Here is a 26,194-nt window from a genome sequence, read left to right as displayed (position 1 = left end):
CATGCTTCTCTCCTTCTCTATGATTTGCGCTAGCCTAGCTCGGCAAAATCTTGAAACGTAACAGCAGGATCTTGCGTGCCATGCAGCTCGAATACGATCAGCTCGTTGTCGCCTTCGCGAAGAAGCGGGCCCGGGACGTACAGCGTCTTTTGCGGTCCTTTTTCCCAATAACGTCCCAGATTGAAACCGTTGACGAACGCGACTCCTTTCGTCCAGCCTTCCAATTTCAAGAACGTATCGCCCGTCTCTTCGACGTGGAACACGCCCTTATAGAAGGTGGGCGTAAACTTCTCCTCCGTCTGCAGATCCTGAAAGACAAGCCCGGACAGATCGTCCAACGGAAGCGAATGGATCTTCCAATCATGCAGGAACATCCGCTCGAAACGGACGCCTTCGGTAATCCCTTTCGGGTCCTTCATGCCGAAGCCGTAATTGATCCGGCCCATATTTTCAACGAGTATGCTTAATTCCGCTCCCTGCGGGGGGATTTCCGCCACGATATCGTTCTCTTGAATTTCAAGCGTTTGATCGTGCGAGTTTCGTTCGACGGCACCTTGATACACCCCATCCAGATAGAGAAGCGCACGATCGCGGACTTCCTGGATCGTAATCTTGTTTCTAGCTCTTGGGCCGGAAATCCGGGTCGTGTATAAAATAAAGCCGAAATTCTGCCCCAGCTGCTCCATCGCTTCCGGACATCTCCGCCTGACCGGCTCAGTCAACCGATCGAGCGAATCGAATAGCCGCGCTTGTTTCGTCAGGCGAACCCTCCCGTAATTTTTCTTGGGAGCGGGCGGGGGCAGCTCCACATCCGGCAGCTCTGCGTACCTGGAGATGACTTCGCGGATCGCATCATACTTTTCCGTCCTATCGCCGGACTCATTCAACGCCGCATGATAGTCGTAGCTGGTCACGGTCGGTTCATATTTGCCCAAATAATTGGCCCCGTTATAGAAGCCGAAATTCGTGCCGCCGTGAAACATATAGAAATTGATAGATGCGCCGGACTTCAGCATCCGGTCCATCACGTCCGCCACGTCGTCGTGACCTCTCACATGGTGCTCGTCTCCCCAATGATCGAACCACCCGTTCCAATATTCCATGCACATCAGTGGTTGATCGGGCTGGTATTCCTGAAGCTTGGCGAACGCTTCCTCCGGCTGCGATCCGAAATTGACGGTAGCCAGAACCTCGGGGAGAAGCGTTCCTCCCTGAAGATTGGAATCGTCGTAACCGTCCGATGTAAACAGAAGCACATCGATCCCGCGCCTGATCATCGCTTGCTTCAAATAAGCCAAATACGGCTTGTCGTTGCCATAGCTTCCATATTCGTTTTCGATCTGCATCGCGATGATCGGTCCGCCATTCCTACACAAAAGTGGCTTTAACCTGGGCATCAACTCATCGTAATAAGCGTCGATTCTATCCAGATAAGGTTTATAGCAGCAGCGCAACTGCATGGAAGGATCTCGCAGCAGCCATGCCGGCAATCCGCCGAACTCCCATTCCGCGCAAATATACGGACTCGGCCGAACGATGACATGAAGTCCCAACTCCGCAGCCAATCGGACAAATCGCTCTACATCGGCGATGCCCGTAAAGTTGAATTGCCCTTCTTTAGGTTCATGCACATTCCAAGCCACATAGGTTTCAACCGTATTGAAGCCGCAGGCCTTTAATTTCAGTAATCGATCCCGCCAATATTCCGGTACGATGCGGAAGTAATGCATGGCGCCGGACAGGATTCGCATGGGCTTGCCGTTATACAGAAACTGATTTCCTTCGGTCGTGAACGTCGCCATTCTTGATTCTCCTTGTACAGTTAAAGTCGCACCTCTGCTATTTCACTGTACAAGAGCAAACGTATACCGAGAGCAAAAAAGTACTCACTTTCCTTCAAAAAAACGCGATTACGATCAACAAAAAATACACTTTTCTTTAAAATTGCAACATCGTTCCCCTTCAGCCGAACCTTCGTTAGCCCGGCCATAACACACTTCTATCTATGGCATAGAAAACGCCCTGTCTCGACGTGCGTAGACAGGGCGTTGCATTCCGCCGGCGAATGGAAAATGTCGTTCCTTTACCGGGTTCGCTGTGCGGTTTCCTCCAACAGAGGTACGAATCTTCATTCAGATAACCACTCATCTGGGCAAAGGTTGCGGTTTGTTTCGTTTGGTTGTAGCCCATTTTGCTACTACGCTTTGTTGCGATTCCGCGTTAGATAACGCCGCACATTCCCGGAAAGCGAAGTGCTTGCAACCTAAGCACTTATCATAGTCAAGTTGGAACAACGCATAGTCGATCGCTTCGCCGGTGTGGCTAAAGAAATGTTCCGCGCCGATCCGATCATAAAGACCGGTTTTCTGCAGAACCTGAAGCGGTTGTGGTTTCATACCGGAGATCATCACTAAACCGCCGCCCTTCTTAAAGTGGTTGACCAGACTTGATAAATTGGATTCACCGGTCATATCCATAAAGGGCACTTTTCCAAGCCGAAGCAGCAGGATTTTGGGTCGCAGGTGAATGGTATCCATGATCGACTTCTCAAACATGTTGGCAGCACCGAAGAAAAGGGGGCCTTCGATGGTGTATATACTCATTTGCGGGCAATCGTGGCTTTCTGACACCATATGGGCCTTCACTTTATCCGAGGCGGGGTCGGGCAGCATTTTTGCCACCGTCAACAGATCGCTCATGCGTTTGACAAACAGCAGCACCGCCAGGAGCAAGCCGACTTCAACTGCCGTCGTTACGTTTGTGAAAACGGTTAATAAAAAAGTGGTCGCCAGCACAAGCGAGTCGCTTGTTTTCGTTTTCAGCACATGGGCAAACGCTTTACGCTCGCTCATATTCCATGCAACGAGCATTAGGATAGGAGCCATACTGGCTAGCGGAATTTCGGAAGCGTAGGGCGCAAACAAAATGAGAACCAGGAACACCACAACGCCGTGAATGACGCCGGAGATCGGAGACACAGCCCCGTTCTTGATGTTAGTTGCCGTTCGTGCAATGGCACCTGTCGCTGGGATCCCCCCAAAGAAGGGGGTAACGATATTGGCAATCCCTTGTCCGATTAATTCACGATTACTGTTATGACGTTTTCCGGTCATACCGTCCGCGACAACCGCGGACAAAAGAGATTCAATGCCACCTAACATGGCGATGATGAACGCGGGTTGCAACAAGGTTGTGATTCGTTCCCACGTGATGTTGGGCGCATGAAAATGGGGAAGCGTACTCGGTATCGTTCCAAATGAGGACCCGATGGTGGCCACATGTCCTTTAAAAAGTATCGATGCCACTACCGTTGAGACGATCAGCCCGATCAATGAGCCTGGAACCCTCGGCAAGAACTTTGGCGTTAGTATGATGACGGCTAAACAAATCAATGCCGTCATCACGCTGTAGAGATTGATGGTTTCGAAGCGAATTAGGATCTCTTTCATGTTAGAAAGGAAGTCTTCATGCTTCTCGATCTGCGTGAGGCCTAAGAAATTCACGATTTGGCCACTAAAAATAATGACGGCGATACCGGCTGTAAATCCGATGGTCACCGGACGGGGGATATACTTGATTAAGACGCCGAGTTTCAGCACACCCATAAGAACCAGCATAATGCCGGCAAGCAGCCCTGCGATCAACAAATTCTCATAACCATACTGCATGACAATGGCAAAAAGAATCGGAATGAATGCGCCGGTAGGACCTCCAATTTGAAATCTTGAGCCGCCGAAGAGAGAGATCATGATTCCGGCCACAATGGTCGTATAAATGCCGTATTCAGGTTTGACCCCCGAAGCAATCGCAAACGCCATGCCGAGTGGAATCGCGATAACGCCGACAATCAGACCCGAGATGAGGTCTTTGCGTAAAGAAACGGGGGTATAGCCTTCAAACCGTCCGGTCCATTTCATTTCAGAACCTTCTTTTATATATTTGATTATTTGAATATATAGCAAATACTACTCTCACAGTGTTCCATTGTCAATTGGTTCGCGACACCCATGAACAAAGAAAAAAACAAGGCCTCCGGGTTGATATCTCGGATCACCTTGTTTTATTATGGTTCTTTTCTTATCACTTCAAGCAAGGAAATGGCATCTACCAGGTGGTTGTCGAATATCTGCTTTGCCACTGTTAATAAATCTTTAATCAGCGGGTCACGCAACGAATATATTACCGTTGTTCCTTCTTTTATACCATAAACCACATTCTTATTACGCAACACCGACAATTGTTGCGAAACGGCAGAGCCTTCCGAACCTAAAATGCTCTGCAGTTCATTGACATTTTTGTCGCCCTCACTCAGCACTTCCAGTATACGAATTCGCATGGGATGGGCCAGTGCTTTGAAAAAATCGGCCTTGAATAGATGAAGGTTTTGATATTGAGGCATACCACTTGCTCTCCTTGACACTTAAACTTTTGAATATGCGAATATAATACCACAATAATGAACCGATGTTTCAAGTAAACCTAAAAATGCGGAAGGGTCGTTGTCATTATTATTCCCATGACGTATAATAATTGAACATTTCAAACATTTGAATATTTGAATTTAAGAGGAGCGGAGGGTTCGAATTGCCAGACGAACCATTCAAGCAACTTTCGCAGTCCTTAATCAAACTCCATTCCAACATGAAGCCAACAAGCAGAGAAGCGGTTATCGAAACAGGACTTCAGTATCTTCGTAACGTCGGTTCAGAAAACATATGTAAGGTGTGCATTTCGAATTCAGGTTCTTGCTGCATCGGATGCCGGCATCTTTCTGATCGAGTGGGTTGTCAGAGGCGGAACACAAGTTGTACCGCATGGTTGTGTGGTTTCCTTAATTACTTGTTGTATGAATTGAACTTATTAGAGGAATGGAATGATTTTTGGAATGAGGTACCTGGACAAAAATTTCGCAGGGACGTGACGCCCGAATACTTTTTCATGTCCAAATCACTTTCTGTACCGAATTTTAGGCATCTCAGTGAAGCCTTTGCTGCGGATCTTGAGGAGTTGGCGCGGAAGCATATCGCGATTGGGTTCATTCTTACCCTTAGAGAGAAATTGGACAAAAATATGGAACGTTTGGAATTGTCCCGTAATAACCCGACGTATCATTCCATCATAAAACGGACCATAAAGGAGTTGGCCAGTCCTTTCCACCGTTTTCATGAAGCCTTGGACGAATATCGTCTATGCACGGCTAAACGAGACAAAGACTAAAGTCTTGAAAAGGTTAACCTATGCGGTCATCATCCATCATAAAACCACCTACTACATATTGGTGACGAGGTATCTTCACTTGAAGGATACGCCGGCCATCCCGATTCTCGCGGCGCTCGTGTCTCCGATAAACGTGCTCGTTATGCGTATTTTTTTCGGTGCGGTGCCTGTTCGATTTCAAATGGGGCACCTCCTCGCGTGGATGCAGCAACACTACAACGAGCCCGGCGATGAAGTGTTGGTAAACAACGTTTTGGCGTATACAAAGGGATTTTGGAACGGTCTGTATACCTGTTACGACACGTCACATGTACCTCGAACGAACATTGACCATGAACGGTTCTTTCGCCAGACGAAAACGAAGCATCGCCGGATGACCGGCCGCCGCAGTTGGAACGATTACATCCTCCGCAGCGGCGAGTTCGTTGTGTTTGTAGACAATGCTCTGAAACAACCCGACATCATCGAACGCCTACAAAAAGTGGATTACAACGCGTTCAATAAAGAGAGAACCCGATGGAATGATCGTCTGCTCGAAGGGACGAAACGTCGGAGGTTCCGTAAAAATCCTGAAATATACTTGCAAATCATCGAAAATAAGATTTGTGAGTTAATTGGTCAGTCGTAGAAAAAAACCAAATTTCCCTCTAAAAATCCGCCGTAGAATATCCATTTTGGAAAGACCACTTGTTACTGCGCGGGGTGATGGAAAAAGTTATATTTATGCCAATTGCAATCCCAAGTACGCTCAGTACGCCCAAACCATCCTTCGGACGTTCTATAACTTCTATACGCCGTATAAATCTTATGACGGAAAAGAAGCGCCCCCTGCTCAAAGGATTGGAATTACAGACAAACAATTCACCTTAAAGGATATTGTTTATTTCAAATAGTATTGGGGGGGGCATCTTTGCTAAGCTCCCTTCCCTTCTTCAAATTAAAAGCCACGAATAAGATGAAACTAAAAGCAAATTCATGTAGTATCAATAGGTTAAGGAAGGAATTTGAAGAACTTGTGGATAAAGTTAAACGAACTGAAAAAGGAGTGTGATTTAAATGAATAAAACTTTCTTGGGGAGAAATCCAGCAACAATTATACTGCTCGGAATTATTGCAATTGCGTTAGTAATACTCACGATATCGTTCACGCAGAAGCATTCTTCAGGAGTAGTACCAGAGAGCCTACCTCTAAATAAACAAATACAACCGACAGATGTTCAAGGCTATAAAATGAGTAAATGGGTCGTTGAAAACTCATTCGCAAAACAAGCGGATGTCAGTTTAACTCAACAACAAGTTATTCAACTCGTAGATATGTTCAATTCAATTCCAGAAATGAGCGTTGTTCAAGTGGAAAGCGTCGACCCACAAATTAGTGCAGGGATTGTACTTGGTTTAAAGCCTGATAGAGAAATACGTATACAATACGCAAAAAAAGAAGTATATGTGACTCGAAACGACCTGAGCAATGACTTTGAATTAAAATATTACAAAGTCAATCTTGAAAACATTAAGGGTTTCTTTGAAGGATTTCTGAAAGAAAGTTAAACACAAGGTGCATTTAACAAAAATAAGGTGGGCTAAACCGGCTAAAACCCACCTTATTTTTTGTTTGCTCATGCCAAAACTCAAGTCATTCAATATGTCATTTAAGACCTTTCTACTTCAAAACGGAACCCGTTAGAATCATATCCACCTCTAATCATTTCGCTCTCTTCTCGAAAACCTTTCCATCATTATGCCAGAGAGCGTTTCTATTTTAATTCTTCTCTATACCGCGCTTTATTGCGGCTTGATCGCGTCAGCCACCAACGAAGCAAATGCCTTGGCACCTTCCTCGTCAAGATGAACGCCATCCTTTGCGAAATACGAATCTTTGTCTGTGCTGGCCGCGTACCAGTCGACGAGTGTGACATTGTCGAACTTTATCGCTTCATTTGCCAAGGTCGAGTTGACGTCCCGCTCCCAGGGACGAGGCACGCGTATATTTACGAGCACAATTTGCTGTACATCTTCGAGCGATTGCAGCACCGTATCGAGCGTCTTCTTCGAAAACGTGCCGTTCGTACCGAGCCCGATGATGACCACGTCTCCGAGTTCGCTATTCGACTTGAACTTATCGATTATGGCCTTCGCCTGAGACATCTGTCGGCCCACTTTGCCGTCGATCGTGATGCCGGGAAGAAGGTCTTTCAAATATGGGGCAATGTCCAGCATGACCGAGTCGCCGATCGCGATCATTCCCCGCCCCGCATCCGGCTTCGGAGTCTCGACGTGCTGATTCGAGCCGTTTGACTGCGGCTTCGATGTCTCATTTGGCTTCGCTGTTCCGTCCATCCCGGTGCCGGGTTGTTCCATGCGAGGCAGTGCCGTACCGTCCGTTTGTAGATTGCCGCTGCCTTGCGAAACCGAGCCGGCCGATTTGCCGGATGCACAGCTGGTCAAGCCGATCACAGCCACCATCATTACCAGTATCATACTCAACGAAGCAATTGTGCGACCGACCGGCACCCTCCCACGACTCATGTCTCGAGGTCGCATTCGCCTCCATACTTTACCCAAACCGCCGCTCCGAATTGGCTCCTCGATAAACCGCCAAGATAACGCGGCAAGGACGATACAGACTACTATCTGAAATATGCTGCGCATAATGTTTGTCCCTCCAGTGTTAACAGTTGGACTCGTCAGTACGATAACCGGATAATGCCAAAGATAAATGCCGTAAGAACGGACGCCAAGCCACCGAAGCGGTTTGCAGCCCAATACTTTACCCAGCCTGCTTACCGGATGAACAAGCACCGCCACAGCCAAAGCCGCGGCGACGGACAACAGCGCAAGTCCGCCCCGGTAAAGGAAGCTGTCGTACTGATCGGTCAGCCGAATCATGACCGCAATCGTTACCAGTCCGCCCGCCCCGATGCCGTCAATGACAACGCGCGCCTGCGGCCCAGTCTTTATGGAGAGCTTGCGGCTCGGCCAAATGATGGCGAGCGCGGCGCCGACGAGTAAGGCGAACGCTCTCGTATCCGTACCATAGTAAACCCGGCTTGGATCTGTACCCGGCTCATACAGCAGCGCCATCGCCAGCGCTGAAACTAGCGCGAGCGCGAGCGTCGACCGGCCGACAGCACATCCCCGCGCAGCGATGCCAGTTGGGAACGATCGAATACCGCGATCCATGTCGTAACGGCTGCAATCATGGCAAGCAGCGCGGGCATCAGCCGCCGTAGCCGTCTTAGCCAGAAGTCTTTCCAATCAATACGTCCGCTCCTCGCCCATTGGGCAATGAGATTGTCTGTAATCAGGTACCCGGACAATACGAAAAACACGCCGACGCCTAGCAATCCGCCCGGTGCCCAACCGACATTGAGATGATAGAAAATGACTGCAAATACGGCGAAAGCCCTTAGCCCGTCGAGTCCGGGCATGTAACGGGTATGATCATTGTTCAGCGGCTTAGGCATACATCCGCTCTCCTTAACCAACCTGACTTATTTGATATATTCATGACTTACCAATGCATCGGCGATTGCATCGGTCGGTATGATAAATTCCAAAACGCCCATATAACCGGGAGCGGCTTCGTATTTATCAAAGCAAATGACAAGCTTGCCTTGATCATTAATATAGAAGGATTGGTTTTTGTCAATGGATTCGAAGCTCATGGTACCATCTACCCAATAAACCTTGTCGGCGTCTGCTTCCATCTGGTCTCTCATCTGTTGTTTAACATTATCGTTGATCAGGTGAACATAGCTGTCATCTTTAAATAAACTCGGTAACGTAATCAAAAGTTGATTTTTCTTGTCTATCGTGTCATAGGTATACGCCGAGTACGAATTAACCGTGCTTACAGTATATCTGCTCACGGCAAGAATCCGATCATTGTCGGTTTTGACATCAAATCCGCTTTTTACGCCTAAATGACCTCCGCCATTTTTCTTTAGATCCTCCATCGTCGCCAAGAAATCGTTGTACAAATTTTTACTTTCCTCCAGATACTTGTTGTTCAAGGCGGCTTCTAACGTTGTATTATCCATGTTCGCAACGGAAGGTACCTTTATTTCGGCTTTGGCTGTTTCCTCATCTACTTTAAATTCCGTAAACGTTAGCACCTTCACGAGCGAGCCGACGTATGGCACATTCGATAATGCATGTGCAAAGGCGGGGCTAGCGTTAATCCCAGCAATCAATATAACAGCTGCCGCCCCGACCCCGACAAGACGATTCATCCAATTCGATTGTTTTTTCTTATTTTGTTTGAGGGCTTTCTTCACGACGAAATCCAATTCTTGCGGGATCGGTACATTTTTATAGTTTCTTTTCAATTGTTCCAGCTGTTCGCTCAAATTACTTGACCTCCTTGAGCAATTCATTGCTCATTTTAATTCGAAGTTTGTAGAGCGCTTGATACAATCGCGTTTTTACGGTACTGATGTTTTCATTCAACACTTCGGCAATTTCTTCGATTTTCAAATCTTCAAAATATCTAAGTACAACCACAGTGCGATAGGCCTGGGGTAATTCCTCCAAAGCCTTCTCCAGGTCAATATCATGGTAGACGTCTTCGCTTGCAGGGCAATGCAACTCCAACGTCATATCGTCTACAAGTTGAATCCTCTTTTGTTTTCTCAGAAAATCGAGCGATGTATTTACCACGATTCTGTAGAACCAGCTTTTCATTGAGCTTTCGGATTTTAAGAATTCTGAAGCTGTTATCGCCTTTTGGATGGAATCTTGAACGATGTCCAGTGCATTTTCAGCGTTCTTAACATAACTATAGGCCAATCGATATACATTCTCCTTATTTTCCGTAATAAAACGAATAAGCGATTTTTCCAACTTCTTATCCATTTCTAGATTCTCCTCGATACGCGCGTATCATTTTGCTTGCGTGATATGCGTAAGACGTGCGAGTTCCCCAAAAAGTTTGTTTTCGCATTAGAGTAATACCAGCGCCCTAACACGATCTGCAATACAATCAAAACTCGACCGAGTTTGGGTCATCTTTATGAGCCGGGTAATCGCGACTGTGCTCGATTAACTTTCGAAAAAAAAGGGCAGCATCCGGCTTGACGGATGCTGCCCCAACCAGGCAATATTAACAACTTTCTTTTTCCCGAACCTTTTATCTCCCGCATGTCATGGTTGGATCACGCTTCACTCGCGCTATTTCTCTGTAATTGCGAAATTTAAGCTCAGCCGGCTTTAGTTGCCGATGCGCTGATCGGTTTCACGACTTTAAACTTCTTTTGAATCTGCGCAACGATATCCTCCGTCGAATCCTTGAGCGAAATTGTCAGTTTTTCTTCTTTATCCGGCATAGCATTGATCACAAAAGCGGAATAATTCCCGGTTTTTGCCGCGTCCTTCTTCATTTGATCAATCATTTGCGTCAGAACATCGCTCGAAGGAAGACCTCCAAGTAAGGCAATCTGGAGTTTGTATGAACGCAAAGCAAGAGGAGCGGCAACGAGTCCTCATGGTTCGTATCCCGGATTTTCACAGGTGCCTCATGTCGCACGAACTTGCCGGATTTCGGATGCGGTCTGCCCTTTCAATTGTTTTACCAATCTGGCGAAATGATTCGATGTCTTAAAGCCGCAGCGGTGCGCGATCTCCGACACGGTCAATCCGGTATTCGTAAGCAGTTCGACCGCACGGTTGACCCGATAGTTCCATAAATAATGCATCGGAGTCGTTTGCTCATGCTGTTTGAACAACCGCACCAAATGCTCCGACGAAAGACCTGCGTGGTTAGCCAAATCCCGCAGCGTGATATCTTCCGCGAAATGCTCATGCATCCATGTCAACACCGCATAAAGCGCGGGGTGTTTTTCCCGCTGAAGGAGAAACCTCTTCGTCTCGGTTGGAAAAAGATGCAGTGCCGCAAGTCCGAGACTGCGAATCGTTGAGTCATCTGAAGAGACATTTCGTTGCATCTTGAGCATCAAATCGGTCAGCAAGTTCATCTCATCGGTCAGAGGAAGGCATTCCGGAAGCCGGTACATCGTATTGATCGCCTCCTCCGGTATCGGAGAGGCTTTCACGGAGATCCAGCGGTGCCAGGTTTCTTCGGTCTTGGAGAATGTGAACATTTCCTCGTGGCCCGGCTTCAATAACACGGCATGGCCGGGTTGCACGTGCAGGGGACGGCCGTCAATCGTGACATTCATCTCGCCCGTATACAATAACACGAGTTGAATGTCCTGCTGTATTCGGGGGCCATAGCGACCGCCAGGCGGATAAACGATGGATCCTGCATGGGCATATCGAACATGGTCGAACGGAAAAGTGAATACTCCTCGCACGATGCCACAACACCTCCGCTCCCATCTTATGATACTCAATCAGTTATATCAATTTCAGACACAATCATGCAACTTACAGCCATTGTTGCACGGCCGAAAATGCGTTATTTTGAATCATAAGCAGAATCCTAATGTTAAAGGAGAGTTTGATGTGGAAGCAATAAAACCGCCGCCGCTAAAGCCGCTCAATGAGAACCAAATCGATTTCTTCCGAGAAAACGGGTACGTCTTGCTCAAGAAATGCTGCTCCGATGATTTAGTCGATGCCTTTAACGGACACATTTATGATATCCGCGACCAAACGCCCATGCCGGACTGGGCGGCGTGCGACGAACGCAAAAAATATGCCGTGCGGCTGTTCAATCCGCATAAGCACGACAGCTTCTCCCGCCAATTGATGAAGTTGCCGATCATTCGCGGTGCGCTGGCCCAATTAATGGGCAGAGAGGCCGTATGTGTCCAAAGCATGTACTTCTACAAAGAACCGGGATCTCCGGGGCAAGCATCTCATCAGGATTATTATTATATCAAGAACGATCCGATGACGATGATCGCGGCATGGACGGCCATGGAGGACTTGGTCGACGAAGAGAACGGATGCTTATGGGTGATGCCGGGCACGCACAAGCTGGGTTTGCTACCGCACGGTGCGGTCAAAAACCTGGAAGAACATGAATCCCACACCGAAGAAACGGAGGGCGTAGATACGAGTCGTCAAATTCCGGTGATCATGGAAAAAGGAGATATTCTCTTTTTCAGCGAACTGCTGATCCATTCCTCAAACAAGAACCGAAGCAAGGACCGCTGGCGCCGTTCCTATGTTTGCCATTATATCCGCGAGGATTCCAATGTTCTCCATCGGGAAGATCTTCGCCAGAAGTATCCACTCTATTAATCAGAATAGTTGGATCATGGTGGTGTCCAGAGATCGGTTGCTTCTCAACGCCTGAATCTTGGAACAGCCCCCTTCCTCGGAAGGGGGCTGTTCCATTGATTTCGTCCGTTCCAGACCCTGATTTCGATTAACTCAAGCTGATGACGAATCGGAATTTGGCATCTTCTTCATACCACATCCGAAAATTCGTACCCCAGACATTGTTGTGCAGAAGAAAGTGCATGCCTCCGTCCAACGAAACGAAGGTATTGTCGAACTGCAGAAGTCTTTTCTCGCCTGGCGCCAATAAAGGCGCATCGAGCGTTTCGATCGAAGCCTCACCGTCACTGCCGCGATAATGTACGCCCGAATGGACCGCGTGCAAATTCCGGTTTCCATTCTTGACGACCTCCAAAGGCGAGACTCTTGCCCCCAATTTATCCAACTTCCATAGATTCGGGTTGTCTACCTTCAAGGCAAACGAAAACCAGCTTGCTTCCGGCAAACGGTAAGCCTGCTTGTCGAACCAGCTAATTTCAACATCGATCTTCTGCTGTTGCTTATGGAACCTGTAATCGATGCGAATTTTCCTGGGCGCCCCGTGTATCTGAACACATTCCGAGGGCAAGGCGAGCTGAACTTGCACCCGGTCGTAATTCTCCTCCGAGCATGCCGTTAGACAGATCAAGTTCGGCGAGATCCGTTGATGCTCCGGCCTTGGCTCCGCAAATTCCATGCCCGGTTTGCCGAAGTCCGCATCCGCCCAATGGTACGTAGTGCTCCATTGCTCCACATAGTGCCCGAACCAATGGTTATAATTTTCGAGACCGAATGTCTCGTAAGCAAAGCGGCCCAAGCGGCGGGATTCGTCGGCCCATTCCTTTCCGTTCCGGCCGGCGAGCTTGCAAATCGAACCGTCCGTATCGAACTCGACCTGAAACAAGCCGAGCGGATAGACCGTTCGCGGGTTCAGGCTGCGGCCATCCATGCATGGTTCCGGCGAGGCTGCGAGAGCGCGAATGGCCGCTTCCGCTTCATGCCGTTTATCTTCGGACAAGCATTGAATGGCCTGGCGGATATACGCCCGCTGCTCCTGCCACGAGCTTTCGAAGAGGCGAAAGCTTCTTTTCTTGCTTTCCGAGGCGAACAATTCCGAGGAAAGACTGTCGAGCTCATCCATGGCAAACGATCCAATGTAACGGTATTTGTCGGGAACGGCGTCTTGCGTTACCGTATCGGCTTGCCGCGCCGCCTGGAAATCGCTTAAGGAATAATGCTTGCAATCGCCTAAAAACTTCTTCTCGTCGAGTCCCCACGTATGCTCCGGGATGAGCATCAGATGGTCGCAGAAGTCGGCATATTCCTTGCTTCCGGGATCGAACCGTCCCTCCGCGACCCACCTGTCGCGAAGCCTTAACATCTCCCGGTATTGCTGGATTTTCGCCGGGTCTGAAGCGGCTCCGTGAATCCAGGTGTCGCCGATCTCTTCCTCAACTACCGGAAAGCGGTCTTTCAAGGCGATCAATTGGGAAGCGAAGGCCTCCATCGTGGACGCTTGGATCACAGCGCCGGGGAATCTTTCGCTCAGCCGGGCAAATTCCGCCTGGATGTCTTCCTTGGCAGGCGGTCCGCAATTGTCTCCCGTATGCGCGAATACCATAACCTCGTCAAATCCGTCAATCTGCACCGTGTTCCCATAGTTGCTCGCATAATTGACGATCACTTCCGAGCCGTCTTGCGCTCTCCATACGAAGATTTCGGGAACGGCAGGCACCTTCGACGCGGGATTGACGCCGAGGTGCAAGTAGCGGATGCCGTGTTTGGCAAGATGAGGAACCATCCCGATCGTATGTCCAGGTACGTCCGTCATTTTCGCCGTGATCGCGCTTTTTCCGTAACGGGCATTCAGCTTTTGGGCGATCGATAATCCGTATTCGAATAAAGCGGGATCCATCAGCTCGGTATGCGTGGTGAACGGCAATCCATGCCAGACGATGCTCCCGGCTGCGATCGCTTTTTCCATGGTTCTTGTTTGTTCTTCGTCGGCTTGTTTCAGATATTCGTTGATTAACCAGGAGCCGGTTGTCCATACGAATTGCGCAGGACCGCCTTCAAGCCGCAACTGTTCGGCTAATTGAAGCGCCTTTGGAATATATAGCTGAAAATATTGGTCCATCACATTACGCGCCAAGTCCGTAAACCCGATATCGAGATGGGTCTTGAAAACGACGTGAACGGTTTTAATGTTGCTCATATCCATAACCCTCCCTTTCGGCTAATCGACTTGGATGACAAGCTCATTCGCGCTAAATCGGGAGCAAGTTGCGGCGATCGCAATTTCGCCCTTCACACCTTTTGTTTTTACCCATGCTGCGATGCAACCGCCAACCAAGCTGATTTCACTCGGCCCGATCAACTCGCCGTCACCAGTTACAAGTATTTTAATAGTCTCGTTGATATACGGAATCAGATTATCTTCTTGATCCACGATCTGGAATACAATTCTGGTTGCATCCATATCCCCGGATGAAAGAACTTGATCGTCCGCCGAAGCAATGAGTTTTGAAGCTATTGGCGCCTCGCTATATTTTTTGCGTTTGGCTTCTTTTCCATCGAGATAACCGACGAATTCCCCGCTTCTCCACGCCATCCCCCATTCCCCCAGCATTTCGTCAATGATGACCGGAGGGTGGGTTAAACCCGGATAACGGTCTTTTGCAGGATAGAATCTCCCGACAAGTTCACCGCCGTACATAAAATCCACATATTCGCAATTGGTCATCACCACGAGAGGCGTTACCCCTCCGATACACCTCTCCCCCCTGGCGAATACGGTCACGGGCTCGAGCACCACTTCTCTTTGCGACTCGATTTGACTCTTGTATGCGTATGCGGCGAATTTGGGTATTCTGAACATGTCCATAACTCCGTGGTGACAAATACGGTCTCCCGAACCAAAGTCCTTATGGGTATTATAGTCAAAGGCGCACCATCCGATGGCGCCGCTGATATAATCGTCCATAGCTGCCGCATTGATGATTCTGAGATGCCTTACGCTATGCTCCATCTGTCTTTCTTCGCTGTCGAACCTTTTGGTCGGATACATGTGCCCGTTATATTCCGTAACCAAATAGGGTACATTTTCCGGAAGACCCGTGATCTCTTTCTGATCTCGTAAGACGACTTCGCCGCCATCGTGGATAAAGTCATTCATCGTATAGACATCTTCCAGAAGCTCGCTGTTGTTTATGGCTCTCACACCGCCGGTCTGCCTCGACGGGTCGGTATGACGTGCCAATGCATTCGTAGCCTGATAAAAGTCATGGTCGTCCTGCGACTCATTGATTCGTACGCCCCATAATACAATGGATGGGTGATTCCAATCCCTCTTGATCATTTCGATCACATTCGTCTTCGAAACTTCCTTCCACTCTTCATCTCCGATATATTGCCACCCGGGAATCTCCTCAAACACCAACAACCCGATTTCATCACACCTGTCAAGAAAATGCCTCGACTGCGGATAATGCGATGTTCTTACCATATTCAGTCCCAATTCGTACTTCAAAATGTCGGCGTCTTTTCTCTGAACTCTCTTCGGCATGGCATACCCGACGTAAGGAAACGATTGATGCCTGTTTAAACCGTATAATTTTCGTTTCCTGCCGTTGAGATAAAATCCATCCTTTTTGAAAACGGCATCCCGAAAGCCGAAACGCCGTTCATATAGGTCAACATAGTCGCCGCACTGCAATGTTATTTCGACATCATAGAGCTTCGGGTTTTCCAGATCCCACAGTTCAATCGATTCATCCAGATCAAGCACCAATTCCGCAGTGTGTTCCGCCGACTCGCTGATTGGAACCATGAGCGACGTCATCCCGACCTCGTTACCCTTGTCCTTCACTTTCACGGAGATGGAAGCGGATCCGCTTGCTCTTGTATGATTTGACAAACAGATCTCTGCTTTCAGCTTTTTTTCATTTGACAACAGATTCATGGACTCCAGCCTGACGTTGTCAATGAACACGCTGTCCACGATTCTTAAGCTTACTTCCCGGTAGATGCCTCCATAGGTCAAGTAATCTACAACGTTTCCGAATGGCGGAATATCTTTCCGTTCCGTCGAATCAACCATGACAACCAAGGTATTCGCCGTCTCGAAGCGCACAACATCCGTGATGTCAAAGGAGAATGGCGTATACCCTCCCTTGTGCTCACCTATCAGCTTCGAATTCAGGTAAACCTTCGCGAAGCACATGACCCCTTCGAAATCAATGAATATTTTGTTGTCCTGATACTGCTTTGGAACAAATAATTCCTTTCGATAGCAGGATACAAATTGATACATTTTCTCATCAAAATAACTATAGGGAACCTCTTTGTTGGTATGCGGCAGGTTGACGGTCTGGAATGGAGTGTCGTCAAAATCTTCCTTGATAAACGCTTCCTCGAAGACTTCGGTAAATCGCCAATCGTTGTTCAATGGAACCGTTTTTCTCATGCTTAGCCTCCGGTTGTCTGATATGAACCCAACGTATCAATCTCCAAGGCTGTCGTGAACATTGAAATCCTAACAATCCTTCGTATCAGGGAGGAGAGCAGCTACGATTTTCATACATTTCTCAGAAATTAGAAGGCGGTCACCATAACCAGTTCACTCTATTCTTTGACAGATCCCAATACGATCCCGTGAATAAAAAACTTCTGCAAAAATGGATATATCAGAAGCGACGGAATTATCAAACATTTTCCGATTTTCGAGAAAAAAAGAGGAGCGGAAGTCCGCCCCTCTTGAATCAGAACGATTCGGCTGAAGATTGCACCGATATCGTCATCGGCTACTCCCACTCCTGCCCCGCCTGATCCAGCAATGATTTTAAAGCGCGAATAGCGGTAACGACCCGCTCGGGATTGCTGGCGTTCGGCAAATAATGGTGCAGATGCGGCTCGACCGAGAGGAATCCTTCAAAGCCGCGCGATTTCAGCGCTGCCAGTAACTGCGCAATCTCACCCGCGCCAACTCCGGCAGGAACGAACTGGCTCGGTTCGATGGATGCGTCCTTGATATGGACATAGTCAATGGAATCATATATCTTCGGATAAGCATCGGTCATGGGCCGAACGCCGCTATTCACATAATTGCCAGGATCGAACGCCGCGCGGAGTGAAGGATAACGGCAGTTCGAGAAAATATCCTGCGTTCCTTCATCCGTGCTGCCATACATATTCGAATCATTTTCCAAAATGAGGATGACTTGATTCCTTTCGGCCATCTCGGCTAGGCGGCTCAATCGGTTCAGTACTTCTTCCCGAAAATCCGTTATCGGTTCATGAACGGGAGGATGAAAGGAGAATATCCGAATATAAGGCGTCTCGAAAAAATGGGCTGCTTTTACGGCCGCATCCAAAGCTTGCAGTTGCGGAGCGAAATCCTCATTGACCGGATATTTGCCGATTGGCGAAGCGATGGAAGATATTCGGAACCCACGTTCCATAAGCGTATGACGGATCAGCAGCAATTCACCGTCGTTAAGGTTGAGTACATTTTTGCCCCACACGCTGCGAAGTTCCAGATGCCTTAAACCTTCCTGTCCCAGCACATCCAACTGCTCGCTCAGCTCGGCGGAGATTTCATCTGCAAAACACGTAAGTTTCACTTTAACCATTCCTAAACCTCTCCCTTTACAGCTTAGTGCCGAAAGATTTTGAGAAATCTTCATGGATAGGAGGGATTACTGCCGCTTTTTTCACGTATCTGGAAGTCCGAATGAGCTCTTGTAGCTTGGCTTCGAAAGCATCGCCGTCGATCGGCACATCAACCGTACGTTTCTGGAAAGAGGACAGCATGATGCCGTTCGCGATCGTAAGAGAGCGGATGCCTTCCGTTCCTTCCGCTATCAGTTCTCCCTGTCCGGTCCGTATCCGTTCGAAAAACTTTTCGGAGACGACATGATGGCCGACAGGCGTTTCGGTATCTACCGCAATTTCAATCTGCTCTTGTCCCATATTGCCGAATCGTTCGGATGTTTCCCTGCTATACTGGAGCATAGACATTTTATTTTTATGCAAAACGAGTTTGTGGTCCTCATACACCAGCTTGCCGTTTTCGCCGATGATTTCCAGACGGTTTGTACCCGGGAGCTCGGCGGTTGTCACGATCAAATGTCCGATCATGCCATTCTCATGTTCGAAATAGGCTGTTACCTCATCCTCGACTTCAATATCGTGGTATTTGCCGATGTGCGCATGTCCGGTAATGCGGGCAGGTACGCCTAGCAGCCACTGGTACATGTCCAGCGTATGCGGACATTGATTGGTCAAGATGCCCCCGCCTTCCCCCGCCCATGTGGCCCTCCAGTCTCCGCTGTCGTAATAGGCTTGGGAACGGAACCATTCCGTATGGATCCAAGTAGCTCGTGTCAGACGGCCGAGCTCTCCGCTATCCAGAATCTCTTTGATTTTGCGGTAATAAGGAAAGGTCCTTTCCTGGAACATAATGCCGAACTGCAGCTCGGGGGCCAGTTGTTTGGCTCTGTCGTACGCCTCAATCATACGCTTGGCGTCATTGACGTGGACGGCAATCGGCTTTTCCGTCATGACATGAATGCCGCGTTCGAATGCATCGATGGCGATCTGAGGGTGGTCATAATGCGGTACCGCAATGATGACGGCATCCAATCCCGCTCGGTCCAGCATCTCCCTATAATCGTAATAGGCTCGGGTGTTGCATGCTGAAGCAACGGCATCAGCATATTCTTTGACGATATCGCATACGCCAGCCAGCACGACGGTGTCCATTTCCTGCAAATCATGCAGATGGCCTTTTCCCATTCCATTCAAGCCGATAAGACCGACATTCACCTTTTTGTTGGCCACTACAGTTCTCCTCCTCATATATGCTTTTCAGTCGTATCAGATCTATCATATACTCTAATTAAATCCATTTCCTTGCGTTATTTGATTGAAATATGGACTATATTGTCATTATTAAAAAAGGAGCCGAGCCGCATTCTTTCACCCTATTTGAGTATGATCGATAGTCATATCCATTACTTGCATGTCCAACGGACGAAGCCACATGTGGAATTTCATTTGCACCGCGGGTGCGAGATTTTTTTTCTAATTCAAGGGGACGTGAAATATTTCGTCGAGAAGACGATCTACCCGCTGCGGTTCGGCGACCTGATCATCACGAATGAGCATGAAATCCACAAACCTTCCTTTTCTACCGAAGCGCTATACGAGCGCATTACAATCGAGTTCACGCCGGCGATGGCCGAGCTCTTCCAAACGGATAGATTCAATCCTCTGGACTGCTTCTATAATCGTCCGAACGGCCAGCGTAATAAATTGGCGATGGATCCTAAGGAAACGTCGTTGATGTCGAACCTGTTCCAGAAATACGAATATTTCCAGAATAACCCGGCGGATGGCGATGCCATCTTGAAACTCGGCTGCTTTATGGAAATACTGGTTTTGATTAATCGTCTGTTCAAACAGCAGCCGCCGAGCACCGGAATGGAAACGCATCACAAGTTAACGCCCGTTCTCGATTATATCGAGCTGCATCTGGATCAGGATTTATCGCTTGACTGCTTGGAGCAGAAGTTCTATATCAATAAATATTACATGCTCAAGCTGTTCAAAAAGCATACGGGCAGCACGATCCACGAATATATCGTATCCAAACGGATCGGAATGGCCAAAAAACTGCTTGTAGAGGGATGCGATGTGATGGAAGCTTGTTTGAAATCGGGTTTCAACGACTACACGAGCTTTCTGCGGATGTTCAAGAAAAAGGTGGGGCTTCTGCCGAAAGATTATGTGAAAAGCGTGAGGTAACACATTCCGCCCGAGTTTTTTACATATTTGTTTTTGTTAAATTTCCGATCTTCGAGAAAAAAGAGGAGCGGAAGTGCCGCCCCTCTTGAATCAGAACTATTTGGTCAGCAAACCCTGTGCATCTCGTAGCAAAATCTGCGCCGCTTCGGCAGTCATGTGCTTCCCGCTTTGACCCTGTACGTCACTGCTCTTTACTTGCCGGAATGTCCCGACTGATCGTGAGGCACCGTGACGGTCGCGGTCGCAACCGTCTGGTTGCCTGCGTTGTCGGTCGCCGTGTAGGTGATCGTATAAACGCGCCCCGTGCCTTCGCCCAATCTCTCGGCGCGCAGACCGAACGTGGTGTCTTCCGAGCCGATGTTCGCTTGAATATCGTCTAGTTCGCTGTCGGGTTCGTTGCACGTAATGGAGGTCAGCACGACGGATTTCACCCCCGCCCCGGCGTCACTCGCTTTCAGCGCAGCCTTCACGGTCGCCATTTTGTGGTTCGCCGGCCATAACGTCGTTTGATCCAGCTCGATGGCGAGCTCCGGCCCCGTCTTGTCGATCATCACCGTTGCCGTTCGCGGTTCCTCCGCATTGCCAGCCTTGTCTACGCTCCAATAAACAATCTTGTGAACGCCTTCTTCGGACAATACGAACTCATTTCCAGTCCGCACTTCGCCGTCGTCTACCTGGTAGAAGGTTTCGTCCACTCCCGTTCCGACGTTCGTGGCGCTTAAAAGAACCGTGACATCATGGTTGACCCAGCCGCTCGGCGCATTATCGGTAGTCGTCGGCGGTTGCTTGTCGACGACTCTGACGACCGCTTTCGCTTTGACCGGCGTTCCTGCAACGTGTCCGTCAACGGTAAACCAGCCCATATTTGCGACCCTGTCGGCCGTTATTGGCTCCCAGGCAACGTCGACCAACCCTGTCGTGCTGTCGTTATATACGGCTTCCACCTGCGCAGGCAGTGACGGGATATCGCCTATGTTCGTATCTACAGCAACCGATTTGTAGTCTACGATTGTCTTTTCAAACGGTTGCTGCGCCTCATAAACCCCGAATTCCGCCAACCCGCATTCCGCTCCGCTTGGATTGTTGTACTTGTTGTCAGGATCGATGGTAAACTTAATCCAGCTCGTCGTGATCGGGGTTTCAAAAGCCACGGTGTTATCCGGTTGGCCTTCCCATTGGATACCGGTCACCTTCTTGCTGCCGCCTTCCCATTCCAAAAGCCCTTCAACAATTTGATTGATCGAGTGTCCACGGTCAACCAGATTAATACGGCCAATGCTCACTGGCGAAGGGAATTGGAGTTTGATCCAGGGACTTTGGTCTACCTGTTTCGCTGCCCATGAAGTTGCTTTGTTTCCATCTGTTGCTTTCACCCCAAGGTATCGATCGTCCTGATTATTTCCATCAGGGACACCGTTTCGATCCCGAACCGAAGATACGGTTACGTTAGCTATTCCGGCTATATTTTCGCTTTTCCCGATAATGGTTGCCTGATTGGACTCCACAGTGACTCCATCCAGTATAACTTTCACCTTCACGGTCGACTGGAATGGTTGATTGACAGCTTCTTTCATCACAATGGTATTGCTGCCCGGAACAACCTGCAATCTGGAATCGCTAAAAATATACTCGACAGCCGCCCTTGACAGATCCGCTTGTTCGCCATTACTCAGTAATCCTTCAATGGCAGCGACGATAGGGTCATTGGGTTTAATGGTCGTTTTATTCAAGGTAACGTTCAGTTTGTTTAAATAGGGAGCAATATAAATACGCCCTTTCTTGTCGACAGACAAATACGTCACTTGATCAATAGAACGTCCACCAATATTGACCCTGATGTTGATCTTGGCCATACCTTGAGAAACAGCTGTCAGCAGGTTGGCATTGCCGACCGCAATGACATCCGGATTGTCGCTTGTTGCGGTGATCTCGGCGTCTTGCATGTCCATCAGTTCGCCCGCACCCGTATAAGCCTGAACATCAAATTTGCCTGAGACTGCATCAACCGGCTTGTACACATAGTCGAAGCGGTTGAACAGATGGGACTTGTCGATTCCGTTAATGGCCACTTCGAGCAAATCGATCGTCGAACCGTTCGAACCGGCGTCGAAGACAAGTTTCACGTACTGCGCATCGGTACTTAAAGGATATTGGTTGTAAAATCCGAAATACGCAGTGCCCGTCGGGCCGTTAACGGTGCTGACATCGTTCCAGATCACGCCGTCATCGCTGGTTTTAATTTTGATTGTTTTGGGCGTGTTGATATAACTTTGCTCTAAGGTATTAAAGTTAAGATTGACGCTTGTTAACTGGGACTTGGCCGGCAGTTTGAATTGAATCCATGCCTGTTCATTGGCGGGCGCCGACCACTTGGATTGGTCAAAATGAATGCCGTCAATCGTCTTACCGTCAACCAGACGGTTTACGGCGTCCTGGCCGTGGCTAGCTGTAATTTCAGCAGACTTGGCAAGATTCTGATACGGCAACAGGTCCATGAACACTTTGTTGGTCGTGAACGTCTTGCCGTTCAGCGTGACATCGGCCCAAACCACTCCCCGTGCAGGTTGTTCTACATACGGCGTGACGATTTCGTTATCCTTGAAAGTAAACATATTGACTTCTTGAATCACGACGGGCTTGTACTTATCGCCCGCTTTCAGATCGACGATACCGCCATGCCATTGAATCTGTGCAGCGTCAAGCCCGATCGCTCCGCCTTTCGCAGATCTGCCTTCGATTTGATAGCCAAGCTTTTCCAATGTGCAAAACTCGCCATAAGTTTCTTTTTCATTCACTTTCAATGCTGCGCCGATCATATTTTCGCCGACATAGACTTTGCCGTCTCTTGAAATTACTTTCAGCGTGTCCTGTTTCGTTACCCCTTCATAGGTACCGCTTACCGTAATGGTTGTTGTTCCATTCGATACAGGAGTCACGATTCCGTTATCGTTAACCGTTGCTATTTCAGGGTTCGCGCTGACATATGCCAGGCCCGTAAGCTTGACTTTCAGCGCCGGGTACGTCATATAACCTTCGGAGTTGATTTGGATCGATGAAGGTGTCAGCTGCTTGCCCGTTGCGACGACATTCGTCAGCGTATATTTGCGCTCGGCGCTGTCGGTAACAATCTTGATGATCGTATCGATCGGATCCTCCTGAACGTTCGCCAGATCGATCGTCAGACTATCGCCATTTTGCACGAACGAAGTTGCCGGAACATCCTCGTTGAGCCAGGTGACGGCCGTCACTTTGTCTTTGATCGCTCGAATGGTCAATGTTTTGCTGGGAATGGCGTCGAACCCTTTCTTGCCGTCAGGCCCTTTCATGATATGCAGGTAAATATTGTTGTCCCTGTAGGTTGCGTAACCCCATTGCGGACCTGTCGTGCTGTTCGGGAAGGCAAACTTCTCATAGTTGCCTTTGCCGTCGTCTTCGTAACCGTAGCCCGCCAAGAAATAGGGCATAGTCCCCGTAGTGGACTCGTGTCTTTCCGGCTTGCCCTCAGGCGCGAACCAGCTCGCTAGCCCTTCGCGAACATCGATAAACTCTTGTATGGATTTGGGATAGCGGGTGGCAACATCTTCCGGGGAATCCCAGTTCGTTCCGCGGCTCATTAACGGCATTTGGTCGTTGTTGTCCACATAGCCTCTGCCGGCATTCATGATCATTTCTTTAGCAACCTGACGGTAATCATCGCGTTTCGCATAGTATGGCGTATAGTTGTTCTTGGTGTGAACGGACTTCCAGGGCTCCATGGTTGTCCGTTTCACTAGATGGTTGGCTCCTGCGCTCGCATAAATATGGCTGGCTTCAACGGTTCTTAAGTCCGGATCGCCGTACTCTGCGCCCCACGCGTTGGAGTTGATGATGATGTCATCGCCGTAATTGCGCACCATGCTGAACATGACGTCAAAATTGGCATTCGGCATGGCCTGCGGACCGTCAAAATAGAGGTATGCCGGATCATAACGCGAAATGAGATCCTCAATATTTTGCACAAACACATCCGTAGAGAAATGCTGCAGGCCTCCGCCCTCGGTTGCGTAATACAAACCGAATTTCATGCCATAACGTTTGACCGCCTCTTCAAACGGTTTCAGTCCGTCAACCACTTGGCCATTGCCGTCTTTCGGGTAATATTTCTGCCGATCATGCTGAGGGTCTGCAAATTTGGACGGCCAGTAATAGTTTTGTTGCAACGCTTCAATCGAGACGAGTGAATGCCCCTGCCGTTTTGCTCTCTCTGCCCATAAATCAGCGGAGAAATTGGGGTCATCAAAATAGCCGTACGTTACAATCGTGTGGCTTAATGCGCCAACCCTGCCCTCTTCGAACCATTTGTTGGGGCGTTCCTTGACTGTAATCGTAAATTCCTTTGTTGCTTTTGTTCCGTTGCTGTCGGCAACTTGCACAGTAAAGTGATAATCTCCCGGCTCGCTGTTGATGCTGATGATGCCCTTATTGCTGTTTAAATCAACTTTTCCGTTCACTAATCCGTCCGCAATGGTGCCGTCCGGATTCAATTCCAGACCGTCAGGCAGTTTGCCTTTCACGATGCTCCAGGTATATCCGGGAGCACCGCCGGCAGCCATGAACTGGAATGCCGATGCTGCAACGCCATATTTATTGGCCGTTATGGATTTATTCCACACATAGGGCCATTCTTTGTAACCCAACGGCATATTGTTGGCGGGCAGCGGAGTTTGAATCGCATCGCCGGTCGACAGGCCTTGAGTGACAATTTCCAGCGCATTGGACTCCCCTGTTACCGACTGTACAAGCCCGTTGATTTTGTTGCCATATTGATCCGCGACTCTTCCGTAAAACCCAAGATAGGCGACATTCTGATCCTTTGCTACCGGAACGCCATTGGCATTCACGTCTTCCGTATACGTATGCTTGATTTGTATCATCATCTTGTTCCAGCCCTGCTTCAACTGAATAACCTGTTTGGTCAAATCCTTCTGGACTTCTACCGGCGTGGTCGGTTGGGTGACGCACTTGTCGTTGACATACAACCGGTAGGAACCGCTGGCGCCTACGTTGAAATACGCCTGCTGCGCTGCCGGGCTATATACGTAGGTGTTAGCGTATACATATTTGTTTCTCGTATCGATGCCTTTCTTCACCTTATAATAGCCATACAAATCCTGGTAATCGTCGTAGTTCCGGTTGTAAATGCGATCGTCGAAATATTCCCATTTGCGGCTTTCGTCGCCAAAGCTTAGCGGCTCGCCGATTTTAGGCGAGATCGCGGCGGACTCACCGGGAGTACTTGCCGCCCTGTTGTATACCTCGATTTCCGAAATGCCGGTGATCGACGGGTAAGGCGTGCGCCCCTTGTCGATTTCCACCTTCATTTCCACCACGTTGTTCAATCCGGACGGGATCGTGTATACTGTCGGTTCCGACGGGTCAGGGGAGGCGCTGTTCACTTGCCCGGATTCGACTTTGCTGCCATCTTGCAACGTGAACGTCAGGTGGTACCCGTTGTTGACGTGGCGCGAATCGCCCCATTGCGCGATTCTGACTTCATTAAGGGCAATCGGGTCCTTCCATTTCAGATTAACCCACGGACTGGAATCATTCTCGGTCACCCACTGGTTTCTTGTGCTTCCATCTACCAAATAGGAGACGGGGTTTACCGCTAGCGTGGAAGATGACGCGGTGATTTCCGACGCCAACGGCGCGTAATTTACAATTTCGCTCGCTTCGCAGCCATAGATTTTTTCCGCCGCAGCCGAATCGAAAGGACCCGATACTAGCCACGAGTTAATGAACGGGGCGTTCCCCGCCGTTTGCTGTGCGTACACGGTCTCATGAGGAAATCCGAATAGGAACGATGTCAAGACCATGGACGCCACCAATATGACAGAGGTGATTTTTTTGCACACTTTTACCATTTTTTAATTTCCTCCTTGCAAAAGTAGTTGGGTGGTCGGACTCG

At 48.8% G+C, this 26,194-nt stretch carries 19 protein-coding genes and 1 pseudogene; 6 read left to right on the top strand and 14 right to left on the bottom strand.

The features are described from left to right. Positions 1 to 29 precede the first annotated feature (29 nt). From LKX83_RS23050 to LKX83_RS23040, 3 genes are all read right to left on the bottom strand, one after another. On the bottom strand, positions 30 to 1,802 hold the full coding sequence (locus tag LKX83_RS23050) for a glycoside hydrolase family 35 protein (protein ID WP_227885183.1): 1,773 nt from the start codon (positions 1,800 to 1,802) through the stop codon (positions 30 to 32). Between the two features lie 342 nt (positions 1,803 to 2,144). Beyond that, positions 2,145 to 3,917, bottom strand: a complete 1,773-nt coding sequence (locus LKX83_RS23045) for a SulP family inorganic anion transporter (RefSeq protein WP_227885182.1) — start codon at positions 3,915 to 3,917, stop codon at positions 2,145 to 2,147. Positions 3,918 to 4,063: 146 nt separating this feature from the next. Further along, positions 4,064 to 4,399, bottom strand: coding sequence for an ArsR/SmtB family transcription factor (locus LKX83_RS23040; protein ID WP_227885181.1), 336 nt, complete (start codon positions 4,397 to 4,399; stop codon positions 4,064 to 4,066). Positions 4,400 to 4,584: 185 nt separating this feature from the next. On the opposite strand from LKX83_RS23040, the gene LKX83_RS23035 reads away from it, so the two are divergent. From LKX83_RS23035 to LKX83_RS23025, 4 genes and pseudogenes are all read left to right on the top strand, one after another. Beyond that, a complete protein-coding gene (locus tag LKX83_RS23035) occupies positions 4,585 to 5,217 on the top strand; it encodes a hypothetical protein (protein WP_227885180.1) in 633 nt (210 codons plus the stop codon). A 79-nt stretch (positions 5,218 to 5,296) separates the two neighbouring features. Then, positions 5,297 to 5,845 (top strand): hypothetical protein, encoded by a 549-nt coding sequence (locus tag LKX83_RS23030; RefSeq protein ID WP_227885179.1) that lies wholly within the window; start codon positions 5,297 to 5,299, stop codon positions 5,843 to 5,845. 10 nt (positions 5,846 to 5,855) lie between these two features. Continuing rightward, positions 5,856 to 6,110, top strand: a pseudogene (locus LKX83_RS34480) (insertion element protein); the annotation flags it as partial. A gap of 163 nt (positions 6,111 to 6,273) precedes the next feature. After that, positions 6,274 to 6,765 (top strand): hypothetical protein, encoded by a 492-nt coding sequence (locus LKX83_RS23025; RefSeq protein ID WP_227885178.1) that lies wholly within the window; start codon positions 6,274 to 6,276, stop codon positions 6,763 to 6,765. Positions 6,766 to 6,999: 234 nt separating this feature from the next. On the opposite strand, the gene LKX83_RS23020 is transcribed toward LKX83_RS23025, so the two are convergent. From LKX83_RS23020 to LKX83_RS23000, 6 genes are all read right to left on the bottom strand, one after another. Beyond that, positions 7,000 to 8,298 (bottom strand): acyltransferase family protein, encoded by a 1,299-nt coding sequence (locus tag LKX83_RS23020; protein WP_370639116.1) that lies wholly within the window; start codon positions 8,296 to 8,298, stop codon positions 7,000 to 7,002. A 14-nt stretch (positions 8,299 to 8,312) separates the two neighbouring features. Then, entirely contained in the window at positions 8,313 to 8,681 is a 369-nt protein-coding gene (locus LKX83_RS34475; RefSeq protein WP_370639115.1) for an acyltransferase family protein, read from the bottom strand. Between the two features lie 27 nt (positions 8,682 to 8,708). Then, entirely contained in the window at positions 8,709 to 9,566 is an 858-nt protein-coding gene (rsiV, locus tag LKX83_RS23015; protein ID WP_227885177.1) for an anti-sigma-V factor RsiV, read from the bottom strand. Position 9,567: 1 nt separating this feature from the next. Then, on the bottom strand, positions 9,568 to 10,071 hold the full coding sequence (locus LKX83_RS23010) for an RNA polymerase sigma factor (RefSeq protein ID WP_227885176.1): 504 nt from the start codon (positions 10,069 to 10,071) through the stop codon (positions 9,568 to 9,570). A 344-nt stretch (positions 10,072 to 10,415) separates the two neighbouring features. Continuing rightward, on the bottom strand, positions 10,416 to 10,607 hold the full coding sequence (locus tag LKX83_RS23005; protein WP_227885175.1) for a hypothetical protein: 192 nt from the start codon (positions 10,605 to 10,607) through the stop codon (positions 10,416 to 10,418). A gap of 123 nt (positions 10,608 to 10,730) precedes the next feature. Beyond that, positions 10,731 to 11,528: a helix-turn-helix domain-containing protein gene (locus tag LKX83_RS23000; protein ID WP_227885174.1), complete on the bottom strand. Its 798-nt coding sequence runs from the start codon at positions 11,526 to 11,528 to the stop codon at positions 10,731 to 10,733. Positions 11,529 to 11,679: 151 nt separating this feature from the next. Between LKX83_RS23000 and LKX83_RS22995 the strand changes: the two genes are divergently transcribed. Beyond that, positions 11,680 to 12,423, top strand: a complete 744-nt coding sequence (locus tag LKX83_RS22995) for a phytanoyl-CoA dioxygenase family protein (protein ID WP_227885173.1) — start codon at positions 11,680 to 11,682, stop codon at positions 12,421 to 12,423. Positions 12,424 to 12,550: 127 nt separating this feature from the next. Here LKX83_RS22995 and LKX83_RS22990 read toward each other — a convergent pair whose 3' ends face one another. From LKX83_RS22990 to LKX83_RS22975, 4 genes are all read right to left on the bottom strand, one after another. Continuing rightward, a complete protein-coding gene (locus tag LKX83_RS22990) occupies positions 12,551 to 14,656 on the bottom strand; it encodes a DUF5054 domain-containing protein (RefSeq protein ID WP_227885172.1) in 2,106 nt (701 codons plus the stop codon). Positions 14,657 to 14,677: 21 nt separating this feature from the next. After that, positions 14,678 to 16,906, bottom strand: a complete 2,229-nt coding sequence (locus tag LKX83_RS22985; protein ID WP_227885171.1) for a glycoside hydrolase family 2 protein — start codon at positions 16,904 to 16,906, stop codon at positions 14,678 to 14,680. Between the two features lie 337 nt (positions 16,907 to 17,243). Continuing rightward, the gene (locus LKX83_RS22980; protein ID WP_227885170.1) at positions 17,244 to 18,071 is read right to left on the bottom strand and encodes a sugar phosphate isomerase/epimerase family protein; all 828 of its coding nucleotides are present in this window, start codon (positions 18,069 to 18,071) and stop codon (positions 17,244 to 17,246) included. A gap of 16 nt (positions 18,072 to 18,087) precedes the next feature. Next, positions 18,088 to 19,281 (bottom strand): Gfo/Idh/MocA family protein, encoded by a 1,194-nt coding sequence (locus LKX83_RS22975; protein WP_227885169.1) that lies wholly within the window; start codon positions 19,279 to 19,281, stop codon positions 18,088 to 18,090. A gap of 72 nt (positions 19,282 to 19,353) precedes the next feature. Here LKX83_RS22975 and LKX83_RS22970 point away from each other — a divergent pair, with 72 nt between their 5' ends. Continuing rightward, the gene (locus tag LKX83_RS22970) at positions 19,354 to 20,247 is read left to right on the top strand and encodes an AraC family transcriptional regulator (RefSeq protein WP_227885168.1); all 894 of its coding nucleotides are present in this window, start codon (positions 19,354 to 19,356) and stop codon (positions 20,245 to 20,247) included. Positions 20,248 to 20,438: 191 nt separating this feature from the next. On the opposite strand, the gene LKX83_RS22965 is transcribed toward LKX83_RS22970, so the two are convergent. Continuing rightward, a complete protein-coding gene (locus LKX83_RS22965) occupies positions 20,439 to 26,150 on the bottom strand; it encodes a DUF7402 domain-containing protein (RefSeq protein ID WP_227885167.1) in 5,712 nt (1,903 codons plus the stop codon). Positions 26,151 to 26,194 lie beyond the last annotated feature (44 nt).

It is taken from the genome of Cohnella baijiui (assembly GCF_020731285.1).
Classification (GTDB): Bacteria; Bacillota; Bacilli; order Paenibacillales; family Paenibacillaceae; genus Cohnella.
The sequence above is the reverse complement of the archived record's forward strand: the minus strand, read 5'-3'. Positions and strand labels throughout refer to the sequence as shown.

What these genes read in the sequence shown, in the direction of transcription:
- LKX83_RS23020 (WP_370639116.1), bottom strand. Translation starts at nt 8,298, where the DNA reads ATGGCGCTGCTGTATGAGCCGGGTACAGATCCAAGCCGGGTTTACTAT.
- LKX83_RS22980 (WP_227885170.1), bottom strand. Translation starts at nt 18,071, where the DNA reads ATGGTTAAAGTGAAACTTACGTGTTTTGCAGATGAAATCTCCGCCGAG.
- LKX83_RS34475 (WP_370639115.1), bottom strand. Translation starts at nt 8,681, where the DNA reads ATGCCTAAGCCGCTGAACAATGATCATACCCGTTACATGCCCGGACTC.
- LKX83_RS23040 (WP_227885181.1), bottom strand. Translation starts at nt 4,399, where the DNA reads ATGCCTCAATATCAAAACCTTCATCTATTCAAGGCCGATTTTTTCAAA.
- LKX83_RS23045 (WP_227885182.1), bottom strand. Translation starts at nt 3,917, where the DNA reads ATGAAATGGACCGGACGGTTTGAAGGCTATACCCCCGTTTCTTTACGC.
- LKX83_RS23005 (WP_227885175.1), bottom strand. Translation starts at nt 10,607, where the DNA reads ATGATTGATCAAATGAAGAAGGACGCGGCAAAAACCGGGAATTATTCC.
- LKX83_RS22990 (WP_227885172.1), bottom strand. Translation starts at nt 14,656, where the DNA reads ATGAGCAACATTAAAACCGTTCACGTCGTTTTCAAGACCCATCTCGAT.
- LKX83_RS22965 (WP_227885167.1), bottom strand. Translation starts at nt 26,150, where the DNA reads ATGGTAAAAGTGTGCAAAAAAATCACCTCTGTCATATTGGTGGCGTCC.
- LKX83_RS23010 (WP_227885176.1), bottom strand. Translation starts at nt 10,071, where the DNA reads ATGGATAAGAAGTTGGAAAAATCGCTTATTCGTTTTATTACGGAAAAT.
- LKX83_RS22985 (WP_227885171.1), bottom strand. Translation starts at nt 16,906, where the DNA reads ATGAGAAAAACGGTTCCATTGAACAACGATTGGCGATTTACCGAAGTC.
- LKX83_RS23025 (WP_227885178.1), top strand. Translation starts at nt 6,274, where the DNA reads ATGAATAAAACTTTCTTGGGGAGAAATCCAGCAACAATTATACTGCTC.
- LKX83_RS23050 (WP_227885183.1), bottom strand. Translation starts at nt 1,802, where the DNA reads ATGGCGACGTTCACGACCGAAGGAAATCAGTTTCTGTATAACGGCAAG.